The following is a 24681-nucleotide window of genomic DNA, read 5'->3' on the forward strand; positions in this document are numbered from 1 at the left end:
GCAGGTCACGGCAGTGGCGGCGGCCGTGGGCCGTTATCAGCCACCGTTTCCGGCGGCAATGATTCACCGTAGAAGTGGCGCATCAGCGCTTCGTCCAGCGCACGTTCTTCCGGAGTCGCTGCACGACGCACCCGCGGGCGACGACGCGTGTCGGTCGTGGCCACATCGGCAGTCACCTGCTGCCGGGCCCACCCGGCAAACGCCGCCAACGTCTGCGACAACTGCACCTGCTGTTCCTGCGAGGCGACCAGCAGCTGCAGCAGCGGTGCCAGACCAGCCTGCAGGTCTTCGGCCAATGGCGTGGCTGCGGCCTGCGGTACGGCGGCAGCCGGCGCGCTGGCCGGACGTGCATCGGCCAGGCGCTGCAGCGCTGCAAGCAGGGCGGGCCATGGCGCAGGCTCCGGTGCGACGGCCACCTCTGCCGGCGGTGGCGGTGGCAGCTGCAACGCACTGGCGATGTCGGCCAGCTGCGCGACCACGCGGCCACCGACATCACTGTCACCGGCACCCATTGCCTTGTTGCGCAGGAAATCACGCTTGATCTGCGCCCAGCGTTGCGCGCGTTCTTCATCGAGCACGCCACGCAGCTCGGCCAGCTTCAGCAGATTCTCTTCGGCACCGGTGGTCAGCAGCTGCGCTTCGCCCAGGTAGTGGTCGGAGATCAGCTGCTGCAGCTCGTCGTCATTCATTACCGGCGAAATCTTCTCCGCCAGCTTGTTCATGTTGCGGTAGCTGCCCTGCAGGCGGAAGGGCGGCTCGGTGCGATAGCGGTCATCCTGGGCAGCGCTGGCGATGTACTGCTGGTTGACCTTGTAGACCACATCGCGGACCTGCAGCATGCGCTGCAGGGTGGCGGTGATCTCGTTGATCTCGGCGCCGCTGTAGGCGTGGCTCAGCCCGTTGGTGGACACATCCTTGCCCATCGCACGGTCGACCAGCAGGTACAGGTCGGCCATCTCGCGCGTGGCCAGCGGCGCCAATACCGGGTTGGAAGTCAGGCTGTTCTCGATGTAGCTGAGCGTGAAGGCAGATTCCATGCCACCGAGCACATCGCCCAGGTTGTAGATGTCGGCACGGTTGGCCAGCATGTCCGGAATCTTGAACACTTCGCCGGATTCGGTGTACGGGTTGCCGGCCATGACCACGCAGAACTTCTTGCCACGCATGTCGTAGGTGCGCGTACGGCCGCGCCATACGCCTTCGATGCGGCGCGTGCCATCGCACAGCGAGATGAACTTCTGCAGGAACTCGGGGTGCGTGTGCTGGATGTCATCGACATACAGCATGGTGTTGTTGCCCATCTCCAGCGCCAGGTTGAGCTTTTCCAGCTCCTGCCGCGAGGTGGCGTCCGGTGCCTGCTGCGGATCCAGCGACCGCACTTCGTGGCCCAGCGCCGGGCCGTTGATCTTCATGAAGACCAGGCCGAGGCGATGTGCCACGTACTCCATCAACGTGGTTTTGCCGTAACCGGGCGGCGAGATCATCATCAGCAGGCCCATCAGGTCGCTGCGCTTGTTCTCGCCAACGGTACCCATCTGCTTGGCCAGGTTGTCGCCGATCACGCCGAGATATACGTCGTTGATCAGCTTGTTGCGCACGAAGGACGACAACGGCCGGGCCTTGAACTCCGACAGCCGCAGGGTTTCGCGTTCGCGACCGATGATGCCCTGGCGCACCGCCTGATAGGCATGGAAGGCCGGTACGAACGCCTGCAGGTGATGCTGCAGGCGTGCCAGGAAATCGTCCAGCGACACGGTCAGGCTGCCGTTGTGGATGCGGGCGTGTTCACCCAGCAGGCCGCTGACCTCCGCCTGCAGCGGTGCATCGCTGGCACGGGTGCGCAGCTGTCGCTGCACCAGCAGCAATGCCGCTGCTTCTTCGACATAGCCGGCATGCGCCGACTGTGCCGGCAGCCCGGCGAGCGCCCGCAGCCATTGCCCGGCCAATGCCCAACGCATGGCCAGCGGATCCTGCGAGCGCTGCAGCGCACGTTCAAGCGCATCACGCTGGCCCGCCTGCTCCAGTTGCTGCGACAGCGCGTCCAGCAATGCCTGCGCGTGCCGGCTGGTGCTGAACACCGGCTCGCCGGCCACCAGTTCTTCGCCCAGGTATGCCGCTGCTGCATCGGCGGCGGCGGCGTCGAACGGCAGTGCATGCGCGAGTGCATGGTCATGCAGCGCCTTGGCCATTTCCGCACGCAGGGCCTGGCGCCCCTCATCGGAACCGAACAGGCGCGCGATGGCCTCCGCACCGGCCTGCCGGCCGGGCCACTGCGCCACGGCTTCATCGCGTTGCCGCGCGGCCCAGAACAGCAGTGCCAACGCACGCACATGGGGCGAATGCCGCAGCGGTCCGGCGGCCTGCTGCAGCGGCAACAGCGCGCGCAGGATCAGGGCGGCGTCATGGTCATGGATACCGCGCTCGTAGCCCTCGCGGTAACGGGGCGCGGCAAAGGCGCGGACCCGCTGGCCCAGCGCTTCCGGTTCGGCTGCATCCTGCTGCAGCTGGGCCAGGTCCAGGCCATCGCGGCCCTCCTCCGCAGCCAGCAACAGGCACCCGGCCAGGTATTCGCCGCGGTAGATCGCTGCCGATTCCGAATCCAGGGTCACCGGCCAGAACGACTTGAGCGCATCAAGCTCGGGATCGTGCAGGGTCTCCAGGAAATCGGTGCCGGTGAGGTGGATGGCAAGGGTTTCACCCCGTGGCAGCAGGGTCAGGTCCAGCGCCTGGGTGTTCACGCTGAATCGATGACGCGGACCAAGGCGGACCACGTTGCCGCCGGCCTCGTACAGGTCGCTGCGGTCGCGCAGCTGGCGCACGGCCTGGTCGCGCACGCCCTTCAGGCGCGCCTCGACATCGTCTGCCTTGACGTTGTCGCGCAGCGCACGCAGGCGCTCGGCCAGTTCACGCAGCTTGAGGATCAGCGGATCGCCGGCGAAGAAAGCGTTGAGCTCGTCGGCCGTGCCGAACCGCTCGGTACGCTTTCCGAGGCCATCAAGGATGCGGTTGGCGGCATCGAGCACCGAGCGCGCCTTGCGCTGGCGATCATCCAGCAGGGCCTGCTTGTGCGTATCGAAGGCTTCGACCAGCTCTTCGCGCTTGCTCAGGATGTCGCCGAGGAACTGCTCGTGCTCGCCGAACTGGCTTTCCAGTTCTTCCAGCTGCACCAGCAGGCGCGACAACTGTTCGTCGGCCCGCTCAGGGTCGCTGGCCATCGCCAGCGCGCTGGTGATCGACTGCGAGAACAGGGCGAACTGGGCGGCGAACTGGGCCACGGCTTCGGCCGAACCCAGCGACTTGCGGCGCTGTTCGGCGCGTGCGCGCGCCTGGTTCAGGCGCCCGTACAGCAGCGAGATGGATTCGACGACGCGGGTGCGCGCGGTCGCATCGTCGACCTTCAGTCCGGCCATCAGCTCGGACAGCATGTCCAGATCGCCGGCCATGCCGCGCAGGCCGTCCAGCTGCTCATCCAGCTGGCGTGCACTGGCGGCCTGCTGTGCGGCTTCGTCCAGCGCCTGCATGCGGACGGTCAAGGGGGCCAGTGCTGCATCGCCGGCAAGGAAGGTACCGGTGGCGGCGCCGACACGGTCGTGCGCCTGCACAAGTTCGGCGGCCATCGCCTCGATGCGCGCGGTATCGATGTAGCGCAGTTCGCGGATGGTCAGCAGTCGACCGCGCAGTGCGGTGATCGCGTTGAGCGCTTCGACGAAGGCCTGCACCTCGTTCCAGTTTTCCGGCTGCAGCCGGCCCAGCAGCGCCTTGTGCGTGGCCTCGGCCTCGGCCATTGCCTGGGCCGACTGCTGGCGGATCGACTGCACCTTTTCGTATTCGTCCAGCACCGATTCGCCGGTGGCGCTGATCTGCCGCAGCAGGGCCTCGGCGCCATCGCAGGCCTCGTCACCCAGCCAATGATGCGCATCGAAAAGCCGCCGGGTGTCGGCGACCAGGCGCTGGTAGCGCTGCACCGATACATCCTGGCCGTCGATCTCGCGCGCCAGGTTGAACAGGTTGGAGATGCCGCGAACCAGCTCGGCGTTGCCGATGCGCCCCATGAAGGTATTGCCGGGCGGACGGCTGGCGGCGAACTCATCGCTGCTGAAGGGCGTCTGCCAGACCTGCATCGGATGGATGCGGGTCGGCTCGGTGCCTTCGGCATGGAACAGCACCATGCGCCCGTCCTGCATGAAGGCATAGCCGTGGCCGAACACGGGGTTCTGCAGCACGCGCTGGATGGTGTTGTAGACGAACAGCGCCGAACGCCCGCCTTCGCGCTCGTAGAAGATGTACAGCACGTCCTCGCCGTTGGGCGAACGGATGCTGCGCTTGAACTGCATGCCATCCATCGAGGCGTCGAACGCCTTGTGCTCGCCACCCTGCAGGTAATAGCCGCCGGGGAAGATGATGCCGTGGTCTTCGGGCAGCTGCACGCAGGCCTGGACGATGGCATCGTTGCGCACGATGTCGCCGGTAAGCGTGTTGTAGATCAGTCCGCGCCATTCGGTTTCGCGGTAGGGCAGCACTTTCAGCAGCACCAGCGAGCCGACCCGGGCGAACTCGAACTGGGCATCGTCCAGCGACTGCGTGCTGTCCTCCACCGGTTCGCTGTAGATGCCCTGCCCGGTTTCGGTGTTGTTCTCCACCTTGATGGTGAGATCGCCACCGGTGGTTTCCACGAACAGGGTATCGAGGATGTTCAGATGCGAATGGCGGCCGTTGACGGCAAGGTCGCGCGTGGCGCGGGTCCATTCGAAATCGAAGGGTGGCGGCAAGGCGATGTCACGCTCGCCGCGCGCATCGAGATAGGTCAGTTCACCTTCGCGTGACAACGCCCAGCGGAACACGCGCACGTCGCTGCTGCGCTCACCGATCTGGAACGAGGCCAGCAGCTTGTCGCCCACCACGATCAGCTGCAGCAGGCGCGCATGCTTGTAGTAGGCGTACAGCTCGTTGAAGTCATGCACGAAGCCGGGCTGGTCGAGGAAACTGCCCCTCAGTTCAAGGGCAGCGACGTCGTAGCCATCGGCGCCCTGTACCAGCCGGTACAGACCGAACACATCTTCGATGCGGGTCTGGGTCTTGAGCCCGATGAACACGTTGTAGCCGAACAGCAGGCGATCCGGGCCGACCTGGACGATGTCGCGGCCGACACAGTTGTTCTCGCTGCGGATACGGAAACGGCCGACCACCTCCAGGCGGCTGTCGCCGAACTCGGCCAGGCGCTGGCGGTTCAGCTGCTCGGCAACGGCCTGCAGGCGCTGGCCCTGCTCGCCGAGACGGCGCCGCAGGACTTCATAGGCGCCGCCCCGGGCTACGGCCTGGTCGACGGTATCGCCGGCAGCCTCTGGTGCGGCGGACTCGGTGGACGGTTTGGTTTCGGACATCAGCAGGTTTCCGGCTCACGGACGGCCGGCCGTCGATGCGGCCGGCACGGGTGGGCGATGGCGATGGCCATCGCCGGGTGGATCAGCGCGCGCTGTCGACCACGACGGTCGCCGCGACGGGCACGGTCTCTGCGTCCTCGGCGATCTGCCGCGGTGCATTGTCGGCCACGTTGACGCCCAGGTAGCGCTGCATCAGGTCCTGCACGATCGGACTCTTGCCGGCGAAGCCTTCGATCGACTTGCCCAGCGAAACCGCCTTGATCAGGTTCTCGAACATGCCGCCGTCGCCGCCAACCAGGTCGATGTCGGCGTTGCGCAGCGCGCTGGCGATGACGCCGGCGTTCTCGCGCGAGACTTCCTTGCCGGCTTCGATCGAGGCCAGCGCCTGCTTCAGGCTGTTGTCCAGCATCATGCGGAATTCTTCATGGCCGCGCGCCTGGTCGCTCAGCGAGGCGATGGCCTCGAACTTGCGGACCAGGCCCTCGGCCTCGGCCAGCAGCTTCTTCTGCACCACGCCGGCTTCGGCGTTGCCCAGCGATTCAGTGGCGGTGGCGCGGGCCAGGCCCATCTTCTCCTCGCCCTGTGCCTGTGCCTGCAGCGTCTCGGCCAGCACGCGCGCCTCGTTGCTGCCCTGCTTCAGGTTCGCTTCGGCCTTGGCTTCGATCACGCGCGCCTCGGCGATGCCGACCTTCTCGATGGCCAGCGCCGACGCTTCGCGTACCTGCGCTTCGGCCAGGCCGGGTGCGGCCTGCTCGGCGCGGAAGGCATCGGCCAGCAGGCGCTTGGCCTCGGCCTGCTTGCCGGCGGCTTCGTGCTCGGCCTGCGCCAGCGTGGTCAGCTCCACCGCGCGATGCTTGGAGGCGGTCTCGCGGGCCTGGGCTTCCTTCACTTCGCGCACCAGCGATTCCTGCGCCTTCGCCTCGGCTTCCAGGATCAACACCTGCTTCTGGCGGTCGGCCTCGGAGACTTCGCGCACTTCCTTGATGCGCTCTTCTTCCTGCGCCACGGTCTTGTCGATGGAGATGCGTTCGCGGGTGATGTTGGCCACGTCCATCTTGCCCTGCTCGACCACCTTGTCGCGCTCCACGCCTTGCAGCTGCACTTCGCGGTCGGTGGTGACCTGCTCCAGCTGGCGTGCGCGCTCGACGCGCTCGGCTTCGATGGCCACGGCGCGCTGGCGGTTCTGCTCGGCCACTTCAACTTCGCGCATGCGGTTCTGCTCGCGGATGTCGATCACCTGCTGCGCTTCGATGCGGGCGTTCTCGGACAGCTGGCGCTGCTCTTCCTGCACCTTGGCGGTCTCGGCTTCCTCGCGCGCACGGATGGTCTCGATCTCGCGCTTCTGCCGTGCCTCGGCTTCGGCCTGCTGCCGTTCAAGGGCCAGCAACGCTTCGCGGGCTTCGACGTTCTTCTTGGTGATGGCCAGCTTCTCGTTCTGCTCCAGCTCGTTGGTCACCACGTTCTGCGCAGCGGTCAGCTCGGTGATCTTGCGGATGCCCTGCGCGTCGAGGATGTTGAACTGGTCCAGCAGCGACTTCGGGGTCTGCTCCAGGTAGTCGATGGCCACGTCTTCCAGCACATACCCATTGAGGTCGTTGCCGATCACCGCGATGATCTCGTCGCGGAATTCCTGGCGCTTCTCGAACAGCTCGGTGAAATCGAACTTCTTGCCGACCGTCTTCAGTGCTTCGGAGAACTTGGCGTTGAACAGCTCATCGACGGCATGCTTGTCCGACGCGCGGTCGGCGCCGATCGCCTTGGCCACGCGCAGTACGTCGGCCTGGGTCTCGTTGACGCGCAGGTAGAACGCCACGGCGATGTCGGCGCGCATGTTGTCGCGGCAGATCAGGCCTTCCTTGCCGCGGCGGTCGATCTGCAGGGTGATCAGGCTGATCCGCATCAGCTCGGCGCGGTACAGCACGGGAATGATCAGCGCACCGGTGAAATGCACTTTCGGGGTGGAACTCATGTCGTTGACGATCAGGGCCACGCCCTGGTCGACCTTGCGGTAGAACGCCTTGAACAGGCCCGCCACGCCGAGCAGGATGGCCACGATGGTGCCCACGATGGCCAGGAAAGGTAGTGCGGATGCCAACGTCATTGATGTTTCTCCTTGTTGCCCGGAAGCAGGTTGTCCTGGAAGTCGAGGGCGACCGCGTCGGCGCGGACCACCCGGTAATGGTGTTGTGCAGCCACGTGCTCGACCAGCACGATGCGCTCGCCGCGCTGCAGTTCGATGTCGCTGCGGATCTGCAGGACCAGGCCGGCACCGCCGTCATCGACGGTGGCATGGCCACTGCGTGCGTCGACCTTCGGCGAAGCGACCACGCCGACCCGGCCCAGCAGCGAGGCCTGCGGCACCGGGCGCAGGCGCAGCAGGAAGCGGCGGATGGGACGCAGCAGCAGCGCGGTGACCGGCACGGCCGGCAGGGGTGCGAGCACCGCCACGACGGTGCCCAATGACCAGCGCAGCAGGTCGGGCAACGGCAGCAGCAGGTACAGATGGATGAAGTAGGTGAGGGTCCAGGCGAACAGGCTCAGCAGCGTCACCACCACCATGAGCGGCACGCCGCCCAGGCCCCAGCGCGCCAGCAGCGCTGACAGGCCACTGAGATGGGCATCGCCTTCAAGGGCGCCATCGGCACCGGCCTCGCCGAAACCGTCATCGACCAGGCCAAAGGCGGCAATCCCCCAATACAGAACCGCCACCGCCAGCGCTACGCTGTACGGGAGGGTCGGATAACCGAGTACGACGGTTAGGAATTCCTGCATCGCTTGCCTTCCTGGGCGGGGGCGCCAGGCGCCCGTTCGGAGCACGCCACCAGCGGCTCCGTCGATCCTCGTGCCGGCCCTCATGGCCAGCACGCTTGGGGATCATCCTATGTGAAGAGGGTGTGCAGGCTCAAATGTGAAGACCGGACACCTCGGAAGTGACCGTGTCTCAATCCAGCACGGCGCAATCGGAGCGCCGGACCTCTTCCACGAACGTGCGCATCTTGTAGCCGTCCTTGATGCCCGGCTCCAGTTCGATGCCACTGGAGACATCCACGCCCCACGGCAGGGTCGCCAGCACGGCGTCATGCACGTTCTCCGGCGTCAGGCCTCCGGCCAGCAGGAACGGCCGGTGCAGGCCGGTGGGGATACGCGACCAGTCGAAGGCCACGCCGGTACCGCCGCCGCCGCCCGGCGCATGGCTGTCGAACAGGAAGCCGGCGGCGCTGGGGTAGCGCAGCTGCAGGGTGCGCGCATTGATCTCCTCGCGCCCGCCCATGGCGATCGCCTTCAGGTAAGGCATGTTGAAGCTGCGGCAGAAGCTCTCGTCTTCCTCGCCATGGAACTGCAGCAGGGTCGGCCGCACGGTACGCAGCACCTCGCGCACTTCTTCCCTGCTGTTGTTGCGGAACAGCGCCACCACGTCGACCATCGGTGCGATCGCCTGGCGCATCGCGCGCGCTTCGGCCGGCGCGACCCGGCGGCTGCTCTCGCGGGCGAAGATGAAGCCCACCGCATCCACGCCCAGCTCGCCGGCCAGGCGCACGTCGCCGGCACGGGTCATGCCACAGAACTTGATGCGGGTACGGTAGTAGGAGCGGCTCATAGCGTTACCTCGGCGGGCAGATGCCAGTTGTCGGGGTACAGCGGCCCCAGGAACACCAGTCCCTGCGGAGGAGCGGTGGGACCGGCCACGGTGCGGTCGCGCCCGGCCAGCAGTTCGGCGATCCACTCCACCGGCTGCTCGCCACTGCCGACCAGTATCAACGAACCGACGATATTGCGGACCATGTGATGAAGGAATGCATTGCCGCGCACCGCCACCTCGATGACGTCGTCGTGGCGGCTGACCTGCAGCGACTGCAGCTCTCGCCGGGCATGCAGGGCCTGGCACTGGACCGAGCGGAAGGCGCTGAAATCGTTCTCGCCCAGCAGGGCCTGCCCGGCCAGGTGCATGCGCTCGGCATCGAGCGGGCGCCGCTCCCAGCTCAGGGTCTGCCGGCCCAGCGCCGGGCGCACTTCGCGATTGAGCAGGCGGTAGCGATAACGTCGTGCGCGGGCGGAGAAACGGGCATGGAAATCGTCGGCCACCGGCACGCACCAGCGCACGGCGATCGAACGCGGCAGGCGGGTAGTGGTGCCGAGCATCCACGCGCGCGGATCACGCACCACGTCGGTGTCGAAGTGCACGACCTGGCACTGGCCGTGCACGCCGGCATCGGTGCGGCCGGCGCAGACCACCTGCAGCGGGGTATCGGCCACCGATGACAGGGCCTGTTCCAGGCTGGCCTGGACGCTGGGTCCGCCCTCGCCCAGGTTCTGCCATCCCCTGAAATCGCTGCCGTCGTACTCGACGCCGAGCGCGTAACGCATGTGCTACCTCGATATTGCGGGTGGGGCGGCGCTCAGGCCGGGTCGCGCTCGGACCAGACCGCCAGTTCGTTGCCACCGGGCTCGACGAACTGGAAACGGCTGCCGCCAGGGAAAGAGAACACGGTCCGCACGATCTGACCACCGGCCGCACGCACCTCCGCCTCCATCGGCGCCAGCTGGTCGGCATACAGCACCAGCAGTGGCGCGCCTTCGCTGGCACGTTGTGGTTGGCCACGGAAGAAGCCTCCCTGCAGGCGGCCATCATCGAAAGCGGTGTAGTCGCTGCCGTAATCGACAAACGACCAGCCGAACACGACCTCGAAGAACGCGCGGCTCGCAGCCGGGTCGCTCGAGGCGAATTCAACGTAGTCGAGACGGCGTTCGCGGGTCATCGCAGGTCCTTGTCGAAAGGGTGTCAGGGCAGACGGGCCAGCAGTTCGCGGGCCTGAGCCTGGCAATGCAGGTCACCCCCTTCGGCAACCTCCTGCAGCAGGGTGCGCGCGGTCTGCGCGTCGCCCAGGTCCAGATAGGCGATGGCCAGTTCCAGCCGCTCCTGGCCGATACGCGGTGCCCAGTCATGGCCATTGTCTGCAGCAGACCCGACGGCGTCCCCGGCGGCAGCACGGTCGTCGTGCAGGTCGAACGGTGCAGCCGTCTCATGCTCATGCGGTTCGGCCGGCAGATCGAACACACCGCGGAACTGCGGCTCCTGTTCGGCCTGCAGCGCGTATTCGGGCACGGCTACCTCGGCTGGCTCGATGGGCGCCACCGCAGCAGCGCCGGCAGGATCGTCCCAACGCGGCAGATCGTTCACCGCAGCAGGCAGTTCAACCCGTTCGTCTTCATCAAGCTCACCCGCCCGCCACTCGGCCGGCGAGGCATCCTCATGGATGTCCGCAGCCGGCACGTCATGGTCGGTGGCAGCCCAGGCCGGCATCGCCGGTTCCTGGCGTCCGCCATCGGCGGCGAAGTTCACCCCGGCGTCCTGTTCGGTCAGGGTATCCAGCGCGGCACCTGCCGGCAGCGCTGCTGCCAGGCCGGCGGCATCGTGTTCCTCGCGCAGCGGCGGCAGCGGCGAGGGCTTGCGACGACGCAGCAGCCAGGCGCCCAGGGCAACCAGCACGAGCAGCGGCAGGCCCAGCCAGTACCACGGCGTGCCAGCGCCGGGCGCACCGGGCGCCTGGGCCAAACGCTGCTGCGCGGCGGCCAGGTCGTTGTCCTTCATCGCGATCAGTGACTGCTGCTGCTCCTTGAGCTTCTCCAGCTCCGCCACGCGCTGCTTCAGATCGCCGATTTCGGCATCGCGGGTGGCGATGTCCTCCTTGGCCTGGCGCAGTTGTTCGTTGCCCAGCATGTCACCCTCGCTGCCGGCACTGGTGCCGGTGGTTGTGCCCGCGTGCGCGGCGTCGGATGCCAGCGCCGGAGCGATTTCAAGTCGTGCCCCGGTGGCCGCAGCCGGGGAAGAAGCGGCGCCATCGGCCTTGGCCACCGGCATCGCGGCGCCAGCCGGCTGTGGCACGGTGCGTGCCTGCCGCCACTGTGCGGCATGCTCGCGGACCAGCGCGGCCGCCTCGGCCGCATCCACCGCGGCCAGTGCGGTATCGCCCGGCATGCGCAGCACCGCGCCCTGCTTGAGCAGGTTGACGTTGCCACGGATGAAGGCTTCGGGGTTGGCACGCAACAGCGCGATCATCGCCCGGTCGCGACTGATCTGATTGCCACGGGCCAGCGAGCCGGCGATCTGCGAAAGCGTCTGTCCGCGCTGCACGGTCACACTGCCGTCTGCAGCGAGCGCTGGTGCAGGTGCAGGTGCTGGCGCAGGTGACGCAGCCCGTGGACGCGGTGCAGCAGGTGCGGCGGCCGCCGTGACCGGTGCCGGCTCGGGTGCGGTTGCAGCGGCGGCAGGCGCATCACGGACGATGGTGTCCGACAGCACGCCGGCCGGCGCGACGATTTCCGGTTCGGCCACGGCCAGTGCACTGGCCGGTGCATCGACCAGCGCCGAGTACTCACGCACCAGCCGGCCCTGGCCCCAGTCGGCCTCGACCAGGAAGCTCAACGAGGGTGTTTCCACTGGCGTCTGCGAGGTCACCCGCACCACCGCCCTGCCCTGCGCATTGCGGGTCAGCTCGAACTGCAGTTCGCTGACCAGACCCGCCGGGCGCTGCAGGCCAACGCGCTCGAAGGTGACCGGCGAAGCGAGCGCGACGCGCAGGTTCTCAAGTTCGGACGGATCGGCCGAGATCACCGGGATCTCGGCCAGCAACGGCTGTCCCGGCTTGGACAGGACCCGGATGTCGCCCAGGCCCAGGGCCATGGCCGAACTGCTGACCAGGGCCAGCAGCGCGGCGGAAAGACAGGTGAGCGGACGCCGTGCGCCCTTGGCTCGTTTATTCATGGGCGACACTATAAAGCGTGCGGACCACGGTCCGCACCCACCGGGGAGGCGGACTGCGCTAGTGCCGGCCAGCGGCCGGCACTACCGGTCAGGCAACAGCGGGGATCAGCGCTTCTCGGCGGCGACCAGCTCGGCCAGCTGCACCGCGTTGAGGGCTGCGCCCTTGCGCACGTTGTCCGACACGATCCACAGGTTCAGGCCGCGCGGATGCGACAGGTCCTCGCGGATGCGGCCGACGTACACCGCGTCGGTGCCCGAGGCATGGGTGACCGGCGTCGGGTAGCCACCGGCCTCGTGACGATCCACCACCTCGATGCCCGGCGACTGTTCCAGCAGCGCGCGCGCTTCGGCGACGGTCACCTTGTCACGGGTTTCGATCGCCACCGATTCGGAGTGGCCATAGAACACCGGCACGCGCACCGCGGTCGGGTTCACGAGGATGCTGTCGTCGCCCAGGATCTTGCGGGTCTCCCAGACCAGCTTCATCTCTTCCTTGGTGAAGCCGTTGTCCAGGAAGTCGTCGATGTGCGGGATCAGGTTGAAGGCGATCTGCACCGGGAAACGCTGCGGATCGATTTCCTGGAAGCTCAGCAGCTGGCCGGTCTGCTTGCCCAGTTCTTCCAGTGCCGAACGGCCACCGCCGGATACCGACTGGTAGGTGGACACGTTGATGCGCTCGATGCCGTACTTGCGGTGCAGCGGTGCCAGCGCGACCAGCATCTGCATGGTCGAGCAGTTCGGGTTGGCGATGATGCCGCGCGGACGGTTGGCGACCTGGTCCGGATTGACCTCCGACACCACCAGCGGCACGTCATCGTCGTAACGGAAGGCCGAGGAGTTGTCGATCACCACCGCGCCAGCGGCAGCGAACTTCGGGGCGTATTCCTTGGACACGCTGCCACCGGCCGAGAACAGGGCGATATCCACGCCACTCGGGTCGAAAGTGGCCAGGTCCTGGATCCTGACCTTGTTGCCGTTGTATTCGACTTCGCCGCCGGCCGAGCGCTCGGAAGCGAGCAGGCTCAGGGTGCCGACCGGGAAATCGCGCTCGGCCAGGATGGCCAGCATGGTCTCGCCGACCGCGCCGGTGGCGCCGACGATGGCGACGTGGAAGCTGCGTTGTGCATTGCTCATGGGGGAACTCTCACGAAAACGGGAAGGGGGAAAACTCACGCACGACAGCTGGGTTCGGGGAGCCTCCTCGGATGGATGCGCGGAGGTTCCCTATCGTTTCCCGCTTTTTTTGTCCGAGGTCGCGCGCGCGGCAAGGGCCGCGTCGGCGTTGATCGCGCTCGGCATGCGCGACGGGCTGCCATCCAGGCCCAGCCCGGCCAGCAGATTGTCCACGGCCATCTGCACCATGGCCGTACGCGTGGCCAGCGATGCGCTGCCGATATGCGGGGTCAGCACGATGTTGCGCAGGGCCAGCAGTTCCGGCCGCACGTTCGGTTCGTCTTCGTAGACATCCAGGCCGGCCGCCGCCAGGCGACCGTTGGCCAGTGCATCGGCCAGCGCCAGTTCGTCGACGATGCCGCCGCGGGCGATGTTCACCAGGGTGGCAGACGGCTTCATCTTGACCAGCGCGGCAGCGTCGATGATGTGGTGCGAGGCGGCGGTGTATGGCAACACGGTCAACAGATGGTCGGACTGCGCCAGCAGCGTGTCCAGATCCACGTAGGTCGCGCCGAGCGCGGCTTCGGTATCGGCCGGCAGCCGCGAACGGTTGTGGTAGAGCACCTTCATGCCAAAGCCGTGCGCGCCGCGACGGGCGATGCCCTGGCCGATGCGGCCCATGCCGAGGATGCCCAGCGTGCTGCCATGGATGTCGGCCCCCAGCATGGTCTGGAACGACCACTGCCCCCACTGGCCCTCGCGCAGCCAGCGCTCGGATTCGGTGATCCGGCGCGCGGTGGCCATCAACAGCGCAAAGCCGAGATCGGCGGTGGTCTCGGTGAGAACGTCCGGGGTGTTGCTGGCGAGAATGCCGGCGGCGCTGAGCGCGTCGACATCCAGATTGTTGTAGCCGACGCCGACATTGGCGATCACCTTCAACTGCGCGGCATCGGCGACCTGGGTCGCACCGATGCGCTCGTTGAGGGTGATGATCGCCCCGTCAACGTCGGCCAGCTGCGCGGCGATCTGCTGTGGCGACCAGGCGGTGACGGTATCGGTGGTGCGCAGCTGCACGCGATCGCGCAGCGGCGCGATGGCCGCGTCGATCAGCGGCTGGCTCACCCATACCGTCGGCCGCGTATCAGCCATCAAGCTGGCCGGGAATGCGCGGAGTGATGGTGCCGACATCGCCGCACTGCGCGCGGTGGCGCAGCGCCTGGTCCATCAGCACCAGGGCCATCATCGCCTCGGCGATGGGCGTGGCGCGGATGCCGACGCAGGGATCATGGCGGCCGGTGGTGACCACCTCCACCACATTGCCGGCCGTATCCAGCGATTCACCGGGCAGGCGCAGGCTGGAGGTCGGCTTGAGCACCATCGAAGCGACCACTGGCTGGCCGGTGGAGATACCACCGAGAATGCCGCCGGCGTGGTTGCTGGCAAAACCCTGCGGGGTCAGCAGGTCACGGTGTTCGGTGCCCTTCTGCATGGCGCTGGCGAAACCGTCGCCGATCTCCACGCCCTTCACCGCGTTGATGCTCATCAGTGCGGCCGCGAGCTCGCCATCAAGCTTGCCGTAGATCGGCTCGCCCCAGCCCGGCGGTACATTGTCGGCGACCACGTCCACGCAGGCACCGACCGAATCGCCGGACTTGCGCAGCGCATCCATGTACGCCTCCAGCTCGGGCACCTGTGCGGCGTGCGGCCAGAAGAACGGATTCTCCTCGACTACCGACCAGTCGAAACCGGCCGGAGTGATCCCGCCCAGCTGCGACAGGTAGCCGCGCACGGTGATGCCGAAACGCTCGGCCAGCCATTTCTTGGCGACCACGCCAGCAGCCACGCGCATGGTGGTCTCGCGCGCCGAGGAGCGGCCACCGCCGCGCGGGTCGCGGATACCGTACTTGTGCCAGTAGCTGTAGTCGGCATGCCCCGGACGGAACTGCTGGCCGATGTTGCTGTAGTCCTTGCTGCGCTGGTCGGTGTTGCGGATCAGCAGCGCGATCGGAGTGCCGGTGGTCAGGCCCTCGTACACCCCGGACAGGATCTCGACCTCGTCGGCCTCGCGCCGCGCCGACGTATGCCGGCTCTTGCCGGTGGCGCGACGCTGCAGGTCATGGTTGAATTCGGCCGCGTCCAGCGCCAGCCCCGGCGGGCAGCCATCGATCACGCAGCCGATGGCCGGCCCGTGCGATTCGCCGAACGTGGTGACGGTGAACAGCTTGCCGAACGAATTGGAGCTCACGGGCGCTGCGCCGCCAGTTCGGTGATGCGCGCGCTGTGGGCGATCAGCTCGCGGCACTCGACCGCGAAGATGCCCATCTGGCCGACCTTGAACTCGACCCAGGCGAAATCCACTTCCGGCAGCAGCTTGATCAGGTGCTGTTCGGATTCGCCCACTTCACAGATCAGCAGGCCGTCCTCGCTCAGGTGCAGCGGCGCGTCGCGCAGGATCTTCAGCACCAGGTCCAGGCCGTCGTCGCCGGCACGCAGGCCCATCTCCGGCTCGTAGGAGTATTCCTGCGGCAGGGCGTCGGTCTCGTCGTTGGTGACGTACGGCGGGTTGGTGACGATCAGGTCGTAGTGGCGACCGGTCAGGCCGTTGAACAGGTCCGACTTCAGCAGGGTCACGTTGTGCACCTGCAGGCGTTCCTTGTTCTCTTCGGCCAGTGACAGCGCCTCATCGCTGAGGTCCACGCCGTCCACTTCCCAGTTCGGATAGTAGTGGCCCATGGCGATGGCGATGCAGCCCGAACCGGTGCACAGGTCCAGCGCGCGGTTGACATCGCGGCCGGCCAGCCACGGCTCGAAGCCGCACTCGATCAGTTCGGCGATCGGCGAACGCGGCACCAGCGCGCGCGTGTCGCTCTTGAAGCTGAGGCCGGCAAACCAGGCTTCACCGGTCAGGTAGGCGGCCGGGATGCGCTCGTCGATGCGGCGCTGGAACAGCTCCAGCACCGCCAGCTTCTCTTCGCGCAGCAGGCGCGCCTGGCCGTAGGCCGGGCCGAGGTCGTGCGGCAGGTGCAGGCCGTGCAGCACCAGCTGGGTGGCCTCGTCCAGGGCATTGTCGTAGCTGTGCCCGAAGGTCAGGCCCGCAGCATTGAAACGGCTGGTGCCGTAGCGGATCAGATCGATGATCGTATGGAGTTCGGCGGCCGTTTCAGCGGTCATGGCGGTACTGCGGGCAAAGTGGCCCCCGATTATAGGGGTTGCCGCCTGCGCCGGCATCCGTTGCGGCAGAAACGATCCAGCCGCAGCCGGTATGATGGTGGCCACTTCCTGCGGCGGAATCCCATGTTCAATCGCAACGTCGGCATCATCCTGCTGATCGCCCTGGCGGCGGGCCTTGGCCTGCTCGCCGCCCAGCAGGTGTTCGCGCCGAAGCCGCCGGCCGGGCAGCCGGCCACCGAAGCGATCACCCTGTACCCGCAGCCGCGCACCCTGCCCGACTACAACCTGGCCCAGTCCGACGGCACGCGCCTGATTCCCGGCGAACTGAAGGGCCACTGGACCCTGGTGTTCCTCGGCTTCACGTTCTGTCCCGACGTCTGCCCGACCACCCTGGCCGAGCTGGCCGGGGCGCAGAATCAGTGGGAAGCCCTGCCCGACGGCCTGCGCCCGCGCGTGCTGTTCGTCTCGGTCGACCCGGAGCGCGACACCGCCACGCGCCTGGGCGAGTACGCCCATGGCTTCCACAAGGACACCCTGGCGGCGACTGCCGACATCCCCTCGCTGGAGCGCTTTGCCACCTCGCTGGGCTTCGTCTTCCAGAAGGTGCCGGGCAAGCACTTCGACGAGAATCCCGAGGATTACACCCTCGAGCACTCCGCCAGCCTGGCCGTGCTCGATCCGCAGGGCCGGCTCGCCGGCCTGGTGCGGCCCCCGTTCAACGCGCCGGCGATCGCCCGCGACCTGCAGAAGCTGACCGAGAAATCCGCCCCATGAGTCTGACCACCGCCCTGACGTACGTCCTGCCCCACCGCCTGCTGTCCTCGATGGCGCGTTCGCTGGCGTACTCGGACAACCCGCGCGTATCGCGCTGGCTGATCGACACGGTCACCCGCAAATTCAACGTCAACCTGGATGAAGCGGCCAATCCGGACCCGCGCAGCTACCCGACCTTCAACCAGTTCTTCACCCGCGCGCTGAAACCCGGCGCGCGCGTGGCCGATGCCGATCCGCGCAGCCTGGTGATGCCGGCGGACGGCCGCATCAGCCAGCTCGGAAAGATCGACGCCGGGCGCATCTTCCAGGCCAAGGGGCAGTCGTTCACCGCCGCCGAGCTGTTGGGCAGCGCCGAGGACGCCAAGCCGTTCAACGAGGGCCTGTATGCCACGGTTTACCTGTCGCCGCGCGACTACCACCGTGTGCACATGCCGTGGACCGGCACCCTGCGCGAAACCGTGCACGTGCCCGGTCGCCTGTTCAGCGTCGGCCCGGCCGCGGTGAACAACGTGCCTGGCCTGTTCGCACGCAACGAACGCCTGGTCTGCCATTTCGATACCAGCTTCGGCCCGATGGTCAGCGTGATGGTCGGTGCGCTGCTGGTGTCGGGCGTGGAAACGGTGTGGAGCGGCGAAGAGATTCCGCACTACGGCGACCGCATCACCCGCAAGGATTACCGGGGCCGCGGCATCACGCTGCAGCGCTTTGAAGAGATGGCGCGCTTCAATTACGGCTCGACCGTGATCGTGCTGCTGCCGCCGGGCGTGGCCGAATTCGCCCCGCACCTGGATGCCGAGCATCCGGTACAGCTGGGCCAGGCACTGGCCAAGCTGCGCTGATCCTGCGGTAGTGCCGGCCGCTGGCCGGCATCTCCGTTGATCCAACGCATCGAGCGTTGCCGGCCAGCGGCCGGCACTACCGGATGCGGGCGTTACTGCAGGGTCGGCGCCGGGCCGACGTCCATGCCGTCGTAGTCTTCCACGCCCATCTGCGTGGCCAGCGCGCTCAGTTCCTGGTTGCGCTTGTCCAGCGAGGTTTCGTCGTGCACTTCCACGCGCTCCACATGCAGCACGTGGAATGCAGCCTCATCGTCTTCCGGCTCCTGCTCGAACACTTCCACCAGCACATAACCCTGTGCCTGCAGGTGGGTGGCCAGTGCGTGCAGCGGCTCGGCGGTGGAGTGCACGAAGAAGTACCCCCACAGCAGCGGAGCATCCAGGTCCCAATCGGTGTTCTCACGGAGGTTGGTGAACAGGTTGCGGGTGTCTTCGAGGTCCATGCGATATCCAGAGTGCGGAGAGATTATTTGTCGCAGCCCTGCAGCTTCAGCACCTGGCCGTGGCGCAGGCTGTAGCCGGGGGCCTTGAGGCCATTGGCGCGGGCCAGCACCGGCACATCGCACTGGAACTTCGCGGCGATCCGGCCCAGGGTCTCACCCTTGCCGACCTTGTAGCTGCGGGCCGGTTTGGCGCGCGGGGCCGGCGCCGGGCGCGGCGCAGCCACCGGCGCGGCGGGCGTGGTCGGCACGCTGCTGGCGGCATTGGGATCGACCACCGGCACCACCCCGCCCACGGCCACGCTGCCGGTGTAGCTGGCAGCGCTCGGGCGCACGATCGCGGCATTGAGGTCGGCGGTGATCAGGGTGCGGGCCAGATCGGCACGCGGGCCGCTGACGCAGTTGCGCGCGTACAGGCCAGCAATGCGGTTGGTGGCGTTGATGAGGGTTCCTGCCGGAATCCAGCCATCGGCCTCATAGCGCGGGTTGAGGTTGCGCAATGCGCGCATGTAGCCATCGCGGGTGCCATGGCTGCCCAGGCAGATGGTCAGTTCGTAGATCGTGGTCGAGCGGGCCAGGCGGATGGTGGCCGGCTGCGCGTTGATCTTCGGGAACTCCACGCCGTACTGCTGGGGGTGCAGGAAGATCCAGGACGCGGCGATCACCATCGGCACGTAGTCCTTGGTTTCGCCCGGGAACTGGTTGTAGACGCTGTCCACCCAGAAGCTCTGGCCCGGGTACTGCTTGTAGACGCGCGCTGCGCGGCCCTCACCGCCGTTGTAGCCGGCCAGCGACAGTTCGACGTTGTTGTTGAGCTCACGCATCCGCTCGTTGAGGTACGTCGCGCTGGCTTCAGCGGCGCTGCGCGCATCGAAGCGGGTATCGAAACCGGTACCGTCCGGGCCGAGGCCGAAGCGGCGGCCGGTGGCCGGCATGAACTGCATCAGGCCCGCGGCGCCCGCACGCGAGGACGCATGTACACGGCCGTTGGATTCCTTGGCCATGATGCCGAACAGCAGCGCCTCGGGCAGGCCGCGCTTCTCCCATTCCGGCCACATCACCGCACGCAGGTTCTGGTAGTTCTCGTAGGTGGTCATCAGCGCCGGGCGCATGTCGGTCAGCCAGCGGCGGATGCCGGCCTGCACGGCGGGGTTGTACTCGACCATGTTGTCGAAGGCATGGCGCTTGTCGTTCAGCAGCGCCGCTGCGCGGGCCGCCTCGGGCACGTCGGCAGCCAGCGGGCCGACATGGTCCGGGTCGGCTTCCAGGCGGTCGCCGGCTTCATCGGCCACGTCATCATCGGCGGCGGCATCGGCATCGTGCTTGAGCAGGCGCTTGTAGGTCGCCAGCATGTTGCTCATCTGGCAGCCCTTCTGCTTCACGCATTCGCTGATGACATCTTCCATGTCCTCCAGCGCGGCATCGGCCTCGTTGCGCCCCTTCGGATCGGCGTTGGCCACCAGCAGAACGGCATCGCTGTAGCGCTTCTCGGCTGCGGTCATGCGCTGCTGCAGGGCATCCACCTTCACCTTGTCCCGGGCCGAAACCCGCTGTGCGTGGGCCTCCGGTGCCAGGGAAACCAGGCCAGCCAGGGCCAGCAGCGGCCAGGTGCGGGAAATCAGGACAGGAACGGGCATTGGTGGCACTGTGTATGAAACAGGCAGGCAGAGTAGCGGCGCTGCCAAGGTCGGGGCAAGCCGACCTTCGGCCCGTCACCGTCGGCGGTTAACATTGGCACATTCATCACAAGGGCTGGACCATGGATCCGATTCTGCTCGGCAAAGGCATCACCGACGATGTGGCTGTCACCCTGCTGCCGAAACTCGGCAACCGCCATGGGCTGGTCGCCGGCGCCACCGGCACCGGCAAGACCGTGACCCTGATGACCCTGGCCGAGGGCTTCTCGCGGATCGGGGTACCGGTGTTCCTGGCCGATGTGAAGGGCGATGTCTCCGGCCTGGCCGTGCCGGGCACCGGCGCCGAGAACCTGCTCAAGCGCGCGGCCGAGATCGGCGTGAGCGACTATGCCCCGGCCGCCAGCCCCACCGTGTTCTGGGACCTGTACGGCAAGCTCGGCCACCCGGTTCGCACCACCGTGAGCGAGATGGGCCCGACCCTGCTGGCCCGCATCCTGGAATTGAACGACACCCAGGCCGGCGTGCTCGACATCGTGTTCAAGCTGGCCGACGACCGCGGCCTGCTGCTGCTGGACATGGACGACCTGCGCGCCCTGCTCGGCCTGGTGGCAGAGGAGCGCAAGGACATCTCCACCGAGTACGGCCTGGTCAGTGCGCAGTCGGTGGCCGCCATCCAGCGCGCCCTGCTGCGGCTGGCGCAGGACGGCGGTGAGCATTTCTTCGGCGAACCGGCGCTGGAACTGGCCGACATCATGCGGGTCAACCATGACGGCCGCGGTGTCATCGGCATCCTTGCCGCCGACCAGCTGGTGCTCAAGCCCAAGCTGTACTCCACGTTCCTGCTGTGGCTGTTGTCGGAGCTGTTCGAGCAGCTGCCCGAAGTGGGCGACCTCGACAAGCCGAAGCTGGTCTTCATTTTCGACGAAGCGCACCTGCTGTTCGACGATGCACCGCCCGCTCTGGTACAGCGCATCGAACAGGTGGTGCGGCTGATCCGTTCCAAGGGCGTGGGCGTGTACTTCTGCTCGCAGTTCCCGGACGACGTGCCGGCCAACATCCTCGGCCAGCTCGGCAACCGTGTACAGCACGCGCTGCGCGCATTCACCCCGCGCGACCAGAAGGCGGTGAAGACCGCCGCCGAGACCTTCGTGCCGAACCCGAAGCTGGATGTGGTGAAGGTGCTCAGCCAGCTCGGTACCGGCGAAGCGCTGGTCTCCACGCTACAGGACAAGGGCGTGCCGATGCCGGTGCAGCAGACGATGATCGCGCCACCCCGCTGCCGCATGGGACCGGTCACCGACACCGAACGTACGCAGGTGCGTGCCGGCAGCCCGGTCGGCACGCGCTACGACACTGCCGTCAACCGCGAATCGGCAGCCGAACTGCTGGCGCAGCGCGCGCAGAAGGCCGTCGAGAAAACCGATGCGCCGGCCGCACGCAGCCGTGAGCAGGACGAGGCGCAGGAAGGCGGTTTCGGGCAGTCGATCAAGGACGCCATTTTCGGTACCAAGCGCCGCCAGGGCATGATCGAGACGATGGCCAAGCAGACCACGCGTACGGTAGGCACCAAGCTGGGCAACCAGATCGTGCGCGGCATCCTCGGTGGCATCTTCGGCGGCAAGCGCTGAGAGCCCCGGCAGTTCCTTTGCGGCGCGCCGGCGACGGCGCGCCGTAGTTGTTTCATTCCGCACGAGAATCCGCATTACATGTCGCGTTGGCGTCCCCCCGCAGAAAAGAGCACCGCGCTGATCACCGCCGCCGGCCATGCACGTTTGAAGGCCGAGCTGGATGAGTTGTGGCGGGTGCGTCGACCCGAGGTGGTCAAGGCACTGGCGGCGGCCGCGGCCGAAGGCGATCGCTCGGAGAATGCCGAATACACCTACCGCAAGAAGCAGCTGGGCGAGATCGATCGGCGCGTGCGCTACCTGACCAAGCGCCTGGAATCGCTGCGCGTGGTCGACACCACGCCGACTGATCCGCAAGCGGTGTTCTTCGGTGCGTGGGTTGAGCTGGAGAACGTGGACAGCGGTCAGACCAGCCGCTACCGCATCGTCGGGCCGGATGAGACCGATGCGGGGCTGGGCTGGATCAGCATCGATTCGCCCTTGGCGCGGGCCTTGTTGAAGAAGCGCCTGGATGATGAGTTTTCAGTGGAACTACCCAGTGGCAACCACACCTTTGCGGTGATCGGTGTGGAGTACGAGACCGCGGCCAACGGCTGAGCCTGTGGCGGGCAGCGGCGCTCAGCCGGGCATGGGCCCGGTTCTACAGAAGCGGCGGCGGATAGCGGCGCCCTTCGCGCAGCGGACGGAAGTAATCGTCGTTCGCGTAAAAGGCTGGCGCCTGGTCGGTGTGCCAGCCGGGAATACCCGCCAATGGCAGCGGACGCAGTTCCAAGGGATCGAGCAGCACCCTGCCCTCCTCGATGGCGCGCGCGACCGTGTCGATGCAGCCCGCATCGTCATCGCCCTGCAGCACCACGCATTTGCCGACCAGCAGCCGGCCCGGCAGCAGCGCCTGTTCCATCAAGGCATGACCGAATACCGCGGCGATGGCGATCCGTCCTGACTGCCAATGGATCGGCTCGAACAGCACGCGCCACTGGTGAGCATCCCAGGCTGCAAGCAACGCCGGATCGCACACGCGCACCACCACGCCGGTTTCATCGAACTGGGTCAGCGCGGCCTGCGCGCGGTTGCGCTGTCCTGCGGCCATGCCCTCGATGTGCCGGCATTGCTGCGCGTTGAGTGCGCACTTGATCGGCAGGTAGCGTGCCCAGACCAGGGCGTTGAACAGGTCGTGCCAGTTGCCCGCGCGGGTTGCGATGCGCCCTTCGGCAATGCGCGTTTCGTAGTGCAGGCCGTCGGCCAGCAACGCCGCATCCTGTTCAACAACGCGCTTGCCCGGCAGCGCCAGGCGCGCGTCCAGATCGACCACGCGTGGCCAGTCCGCTGCCGTCAGCAGATCACCGAACCCGGCGATACCGGCAAACAGCGGATGATCGAACGCAGCCCTGTCCACCGCCGCACGCAGCGGCGGCACGAAGCGGCGGGGGCCGCCATCAGCAGCCTCCGCCCCGGTCACAGCACCTTGAGGTCGAATGCCGGGCGCGTGGTCGGCGGCAGTGCGTCGCCGTAGAGATCGTGCTCGTCGCTCTCGGTGATTTCCACGTCGACGAACTCACCCACGCGCAACGCCACCTGGTCTGCGTTCTGGATATGCACCAGGCCGTCGATCTCCGGCGCATCGGCCTTGGAACGGGCCACCGCGATATCGCCTTCGATGGCATCGACCAGGCATTGCTGCACCGTGCCGATCTTGGCTTCCAGACGCGAAGCCGAAATCTGCGCCTGCTTCTCCATGAAGCGCGCCAGTCGTTCCTGCTTCACTTCTTCCGGCACCGGGTCCGGCAGGTTGTTGGCCGTAGCGCCCTCCACCGGCGAGTAGGCGAACGCACCGACGCGGTCCAGCTGCGCTTCGTCCAGGAAGGACAGCAGCTCTTCGAACTCGGCCTCGGTCTCGCCCGGGAAACCGACGATGAAGGTCGAACGCACGGTGATGTCTGGTGCGATGCGGCGCCAGTTCTGCACCCGCTCCAGGGTCTTCTCGACCGCGCCGGGGCGCTTCATCAGGCGCAGGATGCGCGGGCTGGCGTGCTGGAACGGGATGTCCAGGTACGGCAGGATCCGGTTCTCGGCCATCAGCGGCACCACGTCATCGACGTGCGGATACGGATAGACGTAGTGCATGCGCACCCACGCATCCAGTTCGGACAGGCCTTCGCACAGTGCCTTCAGGCGGGTCTGGTAGGCCTTGTCGCGCCACATCTTCTCGGCGTACTTCACATCCACGCCGTAGGCAGAGGTGTCCTGCGAAACCACCAGCAGTTCGCGCACACCGCCGCGCACCAGGCGCTCGGCTTCGCGCAGCACCTCGTCCACGGGACGCGAGACCAGCTTGCCGCGCATCGACGGAATGATGCAGAAGCTGCAGTGGTGGTTGCAGCCTTCGGAAATCTTCAGGTATGCGTAGTGGCGCGGGGTCAGCTTGATGCCGTAGTCCGGCACCAGATCCACGAACGGGTCGTGCTTGGGCGGCAGCGCCGCATGCACCGCTTCCATCACGCTCTGGTAATCCTGCGGCCCGGACACCGCCAGCACGTTCGGGTACGCCTCGCGGATCTGCTCCGGGCGCTTGCCCAGGCAGCCGGTGACGATGACCTTGCCGTTCTGGTTCATCGCCTCGCCGATGGCATCCAGCGATTCGGTCACCGCCGAATCGATGAAGCCACAGGTGTTGACCACCACCACATCGGCCGAATCGTAGGACGGGACGATGTCGTAGCCTTCCGACCGCAGCTGGGTGAGGATGCGCTCGGAATCGACGAGGGCCTTCGGGCAGCCAAGGCTGACGAAGCCGACTTTGGGGTTCAGCTGGGACATGGAATCGCGGGACTCTGGGGGCCTGGGCCCCTGCCGGCATGGCAGGGGGACCTGGGGGCCGGGGCCTGAAAGGGCGCCAGTATACCGGGGTTGGCGGATGGTCTTGGTGGGCGGAACTGAATCG

At 67.1% G+C, this 24681-nt stretch carries 19 protein-coding genes; 4 read left to right on the forward strand and 15 right to left on the reverse strand.

The genetic code is table 11. From position 1 onward, the window contains the following. Positions 1-5 precede the first annotated feature (5 nt). The 11 genes from J2X70_RS07160 to prmB form a co-directional block, all read right to left on the reverse strand. Positions 6-5381, reverse strand: coding sequence for a DNA repair ATPase (locus tag J2X70_RS07160; RefSeq protein WP_309909608.1), 5376 nt, complete (start codon positions 5379-5381; stop codon positions 6-8). An 82-nt stretch (positions 5382-5463) separates the two neighbouring features. Next, a complete protein-coding gene (locus J2X70_RS07165) occupies positions 5464-7482 on the reverse strand; it encodes a hypothetical protein (RefSeq protein WP_059064715.1) in 2019 nt (672 codons plus the stop codon). Then, positions 7479-8153, reverse strand: coding sequence for a DUF1449 family protein (locus J2X70_RS07170; RefSeq protein ID WP_032975011.1), 675 nt, complete (start codon positions 8151-8153; stop codon positions 7479-7481). The genes J2X70_RS07165 and J2X70_RS07170 overlap by 4 nt, the downstream gene beginning before the upstream one ends. Positions 8154-8322: 169 nt before the next feature. Next, positions 8323-8979: a phosphoribosylanthranilate isomerase gene (locus tag J2X70_RS07175; RefSeq protein WP_025876155.1), complete on the reverse strand. Its 657-nt coding sequence runs from the start codon at positions 8977-8979 to the stop codon at positions 8323-8325. Beyond that, complete coding sequence (truA, locus tag J2X70_RS07180) at positions 8976-9746, reverse strand: tRNA pseudouridine(38-40) synthase TruA (RefSeq protein WP_025876154.1); 771 nt, start codon at positions 9744-9746, stop codon at positions 8976-8978. The genes J2X70_RS07175 and truA overlap by 4 nt, the downstream gene beginning before the upstream one ends. A 32-nt stretch (positions 9747-9778) precedes the next feature. After that, the gene (locus J2X70_RS07185) at positions 9779-10138 is read right to left on the reverse strand and encodes a VOC family protein (protein ID WP_059064716.1); all 360 of its coding nucleotides are present in this window, start codon (positions 10136-10138) and stop codon (positions 9779-9781) included. 23 nt (positions 10139-10161) lie between these two features. Further along, entirely contained in the window at positions 10162-12144 is a 1983-nt protein-coding gene (locus J2X70_RS07190; RefSeq protein WP_309909612.1) for a FimV/HubP family polar landmark protein, read from the reverse strand. A 105-nt stretch (positions 12145-12249) separates the two neighbouring features. Then, a complete protein-coding gene (locus J2X70_RS07195; protein ID WP_025876149.1) occupies positions 12250-13278 on the reverse strand; it encodes an aspartate-semialdehyde dehydrogenase in 1029 nt (342 codons plus the stop codon). A gap of 90 nt (positions 13279-13368) precedes the next feature. Continuing rightward, entirely contained in the window at positions 13369-14406 is a 1038-nt protein-coding gene (locus J2X70_RS07200) for a D-glycerate dehydrogenase (RefSeq protein ID WP_309909615.1), read from the reverse strand. Continuing rightward, positions 14399-15502 (reverse strand): chorismate synthase, encoded by a 1104-nt coding sequence (aroC, locus tag J2X70_RS07205; RefSeq protein ID WP_080148350.1) that lies wholly within the window; start codon positions 15500-15502, stop codon positions 14399-14401. The genes J2X70_RS07200 and aroC overlap by 8 nt, the downstream gene beginning before the upstream one ends. Then, positions 15499-16428, reverse strand: coding sequence for a 50S ribosomal protein L3 N(5)-glutamine methyltransferase (gene prmB, locus J2X70_RS07210; protein WP_309909618.1), 930 nt, complete (start codon positions 16426-16428; stop codon positions 15499-15501). The genes aroC and prmB overlap by 4 nt, the downstream gene beginning before the upstream one ends. Positions 16429-16551: 123 nt before the next feature. Here prmB and J2X70_RS07215 point away from each other — a divergent pair, with 123 nt between their 5' ends. Then, positions 16552-17202, forward strand: a complete 651-nt coding sequence (locus tag J2X70_RS07215; protein WP_032975016.1) for an SCO family protein — start codon at positions 16552-16554, stop codon at positions 17200-17202. Continuing rightward, entirely contained in the window at positions 17199-18041 is an 843-nt protein-coding gene (asd, locus tag J2X70_RS07220; RefSeq protein ID WP_025876139.1) for an archaetidylserine decarboxylase, read from the forward strand. Before J2X70_RS07215 ends, asd begins: the two co-directional genes overlap by 4 nt. Positions 18042-18133: 92 nt before the next feature. On the opposite strand, the gene J2X70_RS07225 is transcribed toward asd, so the two are convergent. Continuing rightward, positions 18134-18481, reverse strand: coding sequence for a ribonuclease E inhibitor RraB (locus tag J2X70_RS07225; RefSeq protein ID WP_309909621.1), 348 nt, complete (start codon positions 18479-18481; stop codon positions 18134-18136). Between the two features lie 23 nt (positions 18482-18504). Continuing rightward, positions 18505-20115, reverse strand: a complete 1611-nt coding sequence (locus tag J2X70_RS07230; protein WP_025876135.1) for a transglycosylase SLT domain-containing protein — start codon at positions 20113-20115, stop codon at positions 18505-18507. 122 nt (positions 20116-20237) lie between these two features. On the opposite strand from J2X70_RS07230, the gene J2X70_RS07235 reads away from it, so the two are divergent. Further along, positions 20238-21743, forward strand: a complete 1506-nt coding sequence (locus tag J2X70_RS07235; protein ID WP_025876133.1) for a helicase HerA-like domain-containing protein — start codon at positions 20238-20240, stop codon at positions 21741-21743. A gap of 78 nt (positions 21744-21821) precedes the next feature. Further along, entirely contained in the window at positions 21822-22337 is a 516-nt protein-coding gene (gene greB, locus J2X70_RS07240) for a transcription elongation factor GreB (RefSeq protein WP_025876131.1), read from the forward strand. 43 nt (positions 22338-22380) lie between these two features. Here the strand turns inward: greB and J2X70_RS07245 are convergent, their stop codons facing one another. After that, positions 22381-23199 carry a DUF3025 domain-containing protein gene (locus J2X70_RS07245; RefSeq protein WP_263929164.1) on the reverse strand — a complete coding sequence of 273 codons (819 nt, stop codon included), beginning with the start codon at positions 23197-23199 and terminating at the stop codon, positions 22381-22383. Beyond that, positions 23196-24557, reverse strand: a complete 1362-nt coding sequence (rimO, locus tag J2X70_RS07250) for a 30S ribosomal protein S12 methylthiotransferase RimO (RefSeq protein WP_025876127.1) — start codon at positions 24555-24557, stop codon at positions 23196-23198. The genes J2X70_RS07245 and rimO overlap by 4 nt, the downstream gene beginning before the upstream one ends. Positions 24558-24681 lie beyond the last annotated feature (124 nt).

Origin of the sequence: Stenotrophomonas sp. 1337 (assembly GCF_031455455.1) — a bacterium.
Classification (GTDB): domain Bacteria; phylum Pseudomonadota; class Gammaproteobacteria; order Xanthomonadales; family Xanthomonadaceae; genus Stenotrophomonas; species Stenotrophomonas indicatrix.

Coding starts and splice junctions, on each gene's coding strand:
- J2X70_RS07200 (WP_309909615.1), bottom strand. CDS start 14,406: ATGGCTGATACGCGGCCGACGGTATGGGTGAGCCAGCCGCTGATCGAC.
- J2X70_RS07195 (WP_025876149.1), bottom strand. CDS start 13,278: ATGAGCAATGCACAACGCAGCTTCCACGTCGCCATCGTCGGCGCCACC.
- J2X70_RS07225 (WP_309909621.1), bottom strand. CDS start 18,481: ATGGACCTCGAAGACACCCGCAACCTGTTCACCAACCTCCGTGAGAAC.
- greB (WP_025876131.1), top strand. CDS start 21,822: ATGTCGCGTTGGCGTCCCCCCGCAGAAAAGAGCACCGCGCTGATCACC.
- J2X70_RS07165 (WP_059064715.1), bottom strand. CDS start 7,482: ATGACGTTGGCATCCGCACTACCTTTCCTGGCCATCGTGGGCACCATC.
- J2X70_RS07185 (WP_059064716.1), bottom strand. CDS start 10,138: ATGACCCGCGAACGCCGTCTCGACTACGTTGAATTCGCCTCGAGCGAC.
- J2X70_RS07170 (WP_032975011.1), bottom strand. CDS start 8,153: ATGCAGGAATTCCTAACCGTCGTACTCGGTTATCCGACCCTCCCGTAC.
- J2X70_RS07215 (WP_032975016.1), top strand. CDS start 16,552: ATGTTCAATCGCAACGTCGGCATCATCCTGCTGATCGCCCTGGCGGCG.
- J2X70_RS07230 (WP_025876135.1), bottom strand. CDS start 20,115: ATGCCCGTTCCTGTCCTGATTTCCCGCACCTGGCCGCTGCTGGCCCTG.
- asd (WP_025876139.1), top strand. CDS start 17,199: ATGAGTCTGACCACCGCCCTGACGTACGTCCTGCCCCACCGCCTGCTG.
- J2X70_RS07175 (WP_025876155.1), bottom strand. CDS start 8,979: ATGAGCCGCTCCTACTACCGTACCCGCATCAAGTTCTGTGGCATGACC.
- J2X70_RS07190 (WP_309909612.1), bottom strand. CDS start 12,144: ATGAATAAACGAGCCAAGGGCGCACGGCGTCCGCTCACCTGTCTTTCC.
- truA (WP_025876154.1), bottom strand. CDS start 9,746: ATGCGTTACGCGCTCGGCGTCGAGTACGACGGCAGCGATTTCAGGGGA.
- J2X70_RS07160 (WP_309909608.1), bottom strand. CDS start 5,381: ATGTCCGAAACCAAACCGTCCACCGAGTCCGCCGCACCAGAGGCTGCC.
- rimO (WP_025876127.1), bottom strand. CDS start 24,557: ATGTCCCAGCTGAACCCCAAAGTCGGCTTCGTCAGCCTTGGCTGCCCG.
- J2X70_RS07235 (WP_025876133.1), top strand. CDS start 20,238: ATGGATCCGATTCTGCTCGGCAAAGGCATCACCGACGATGTGGCTGTC.
- prmB (WP_309909618.1), bottom strand. CDS start 16,428: ATGACCGCTGAAACGGCCGCCGAACTCCATACGATCATCGATCTGATC.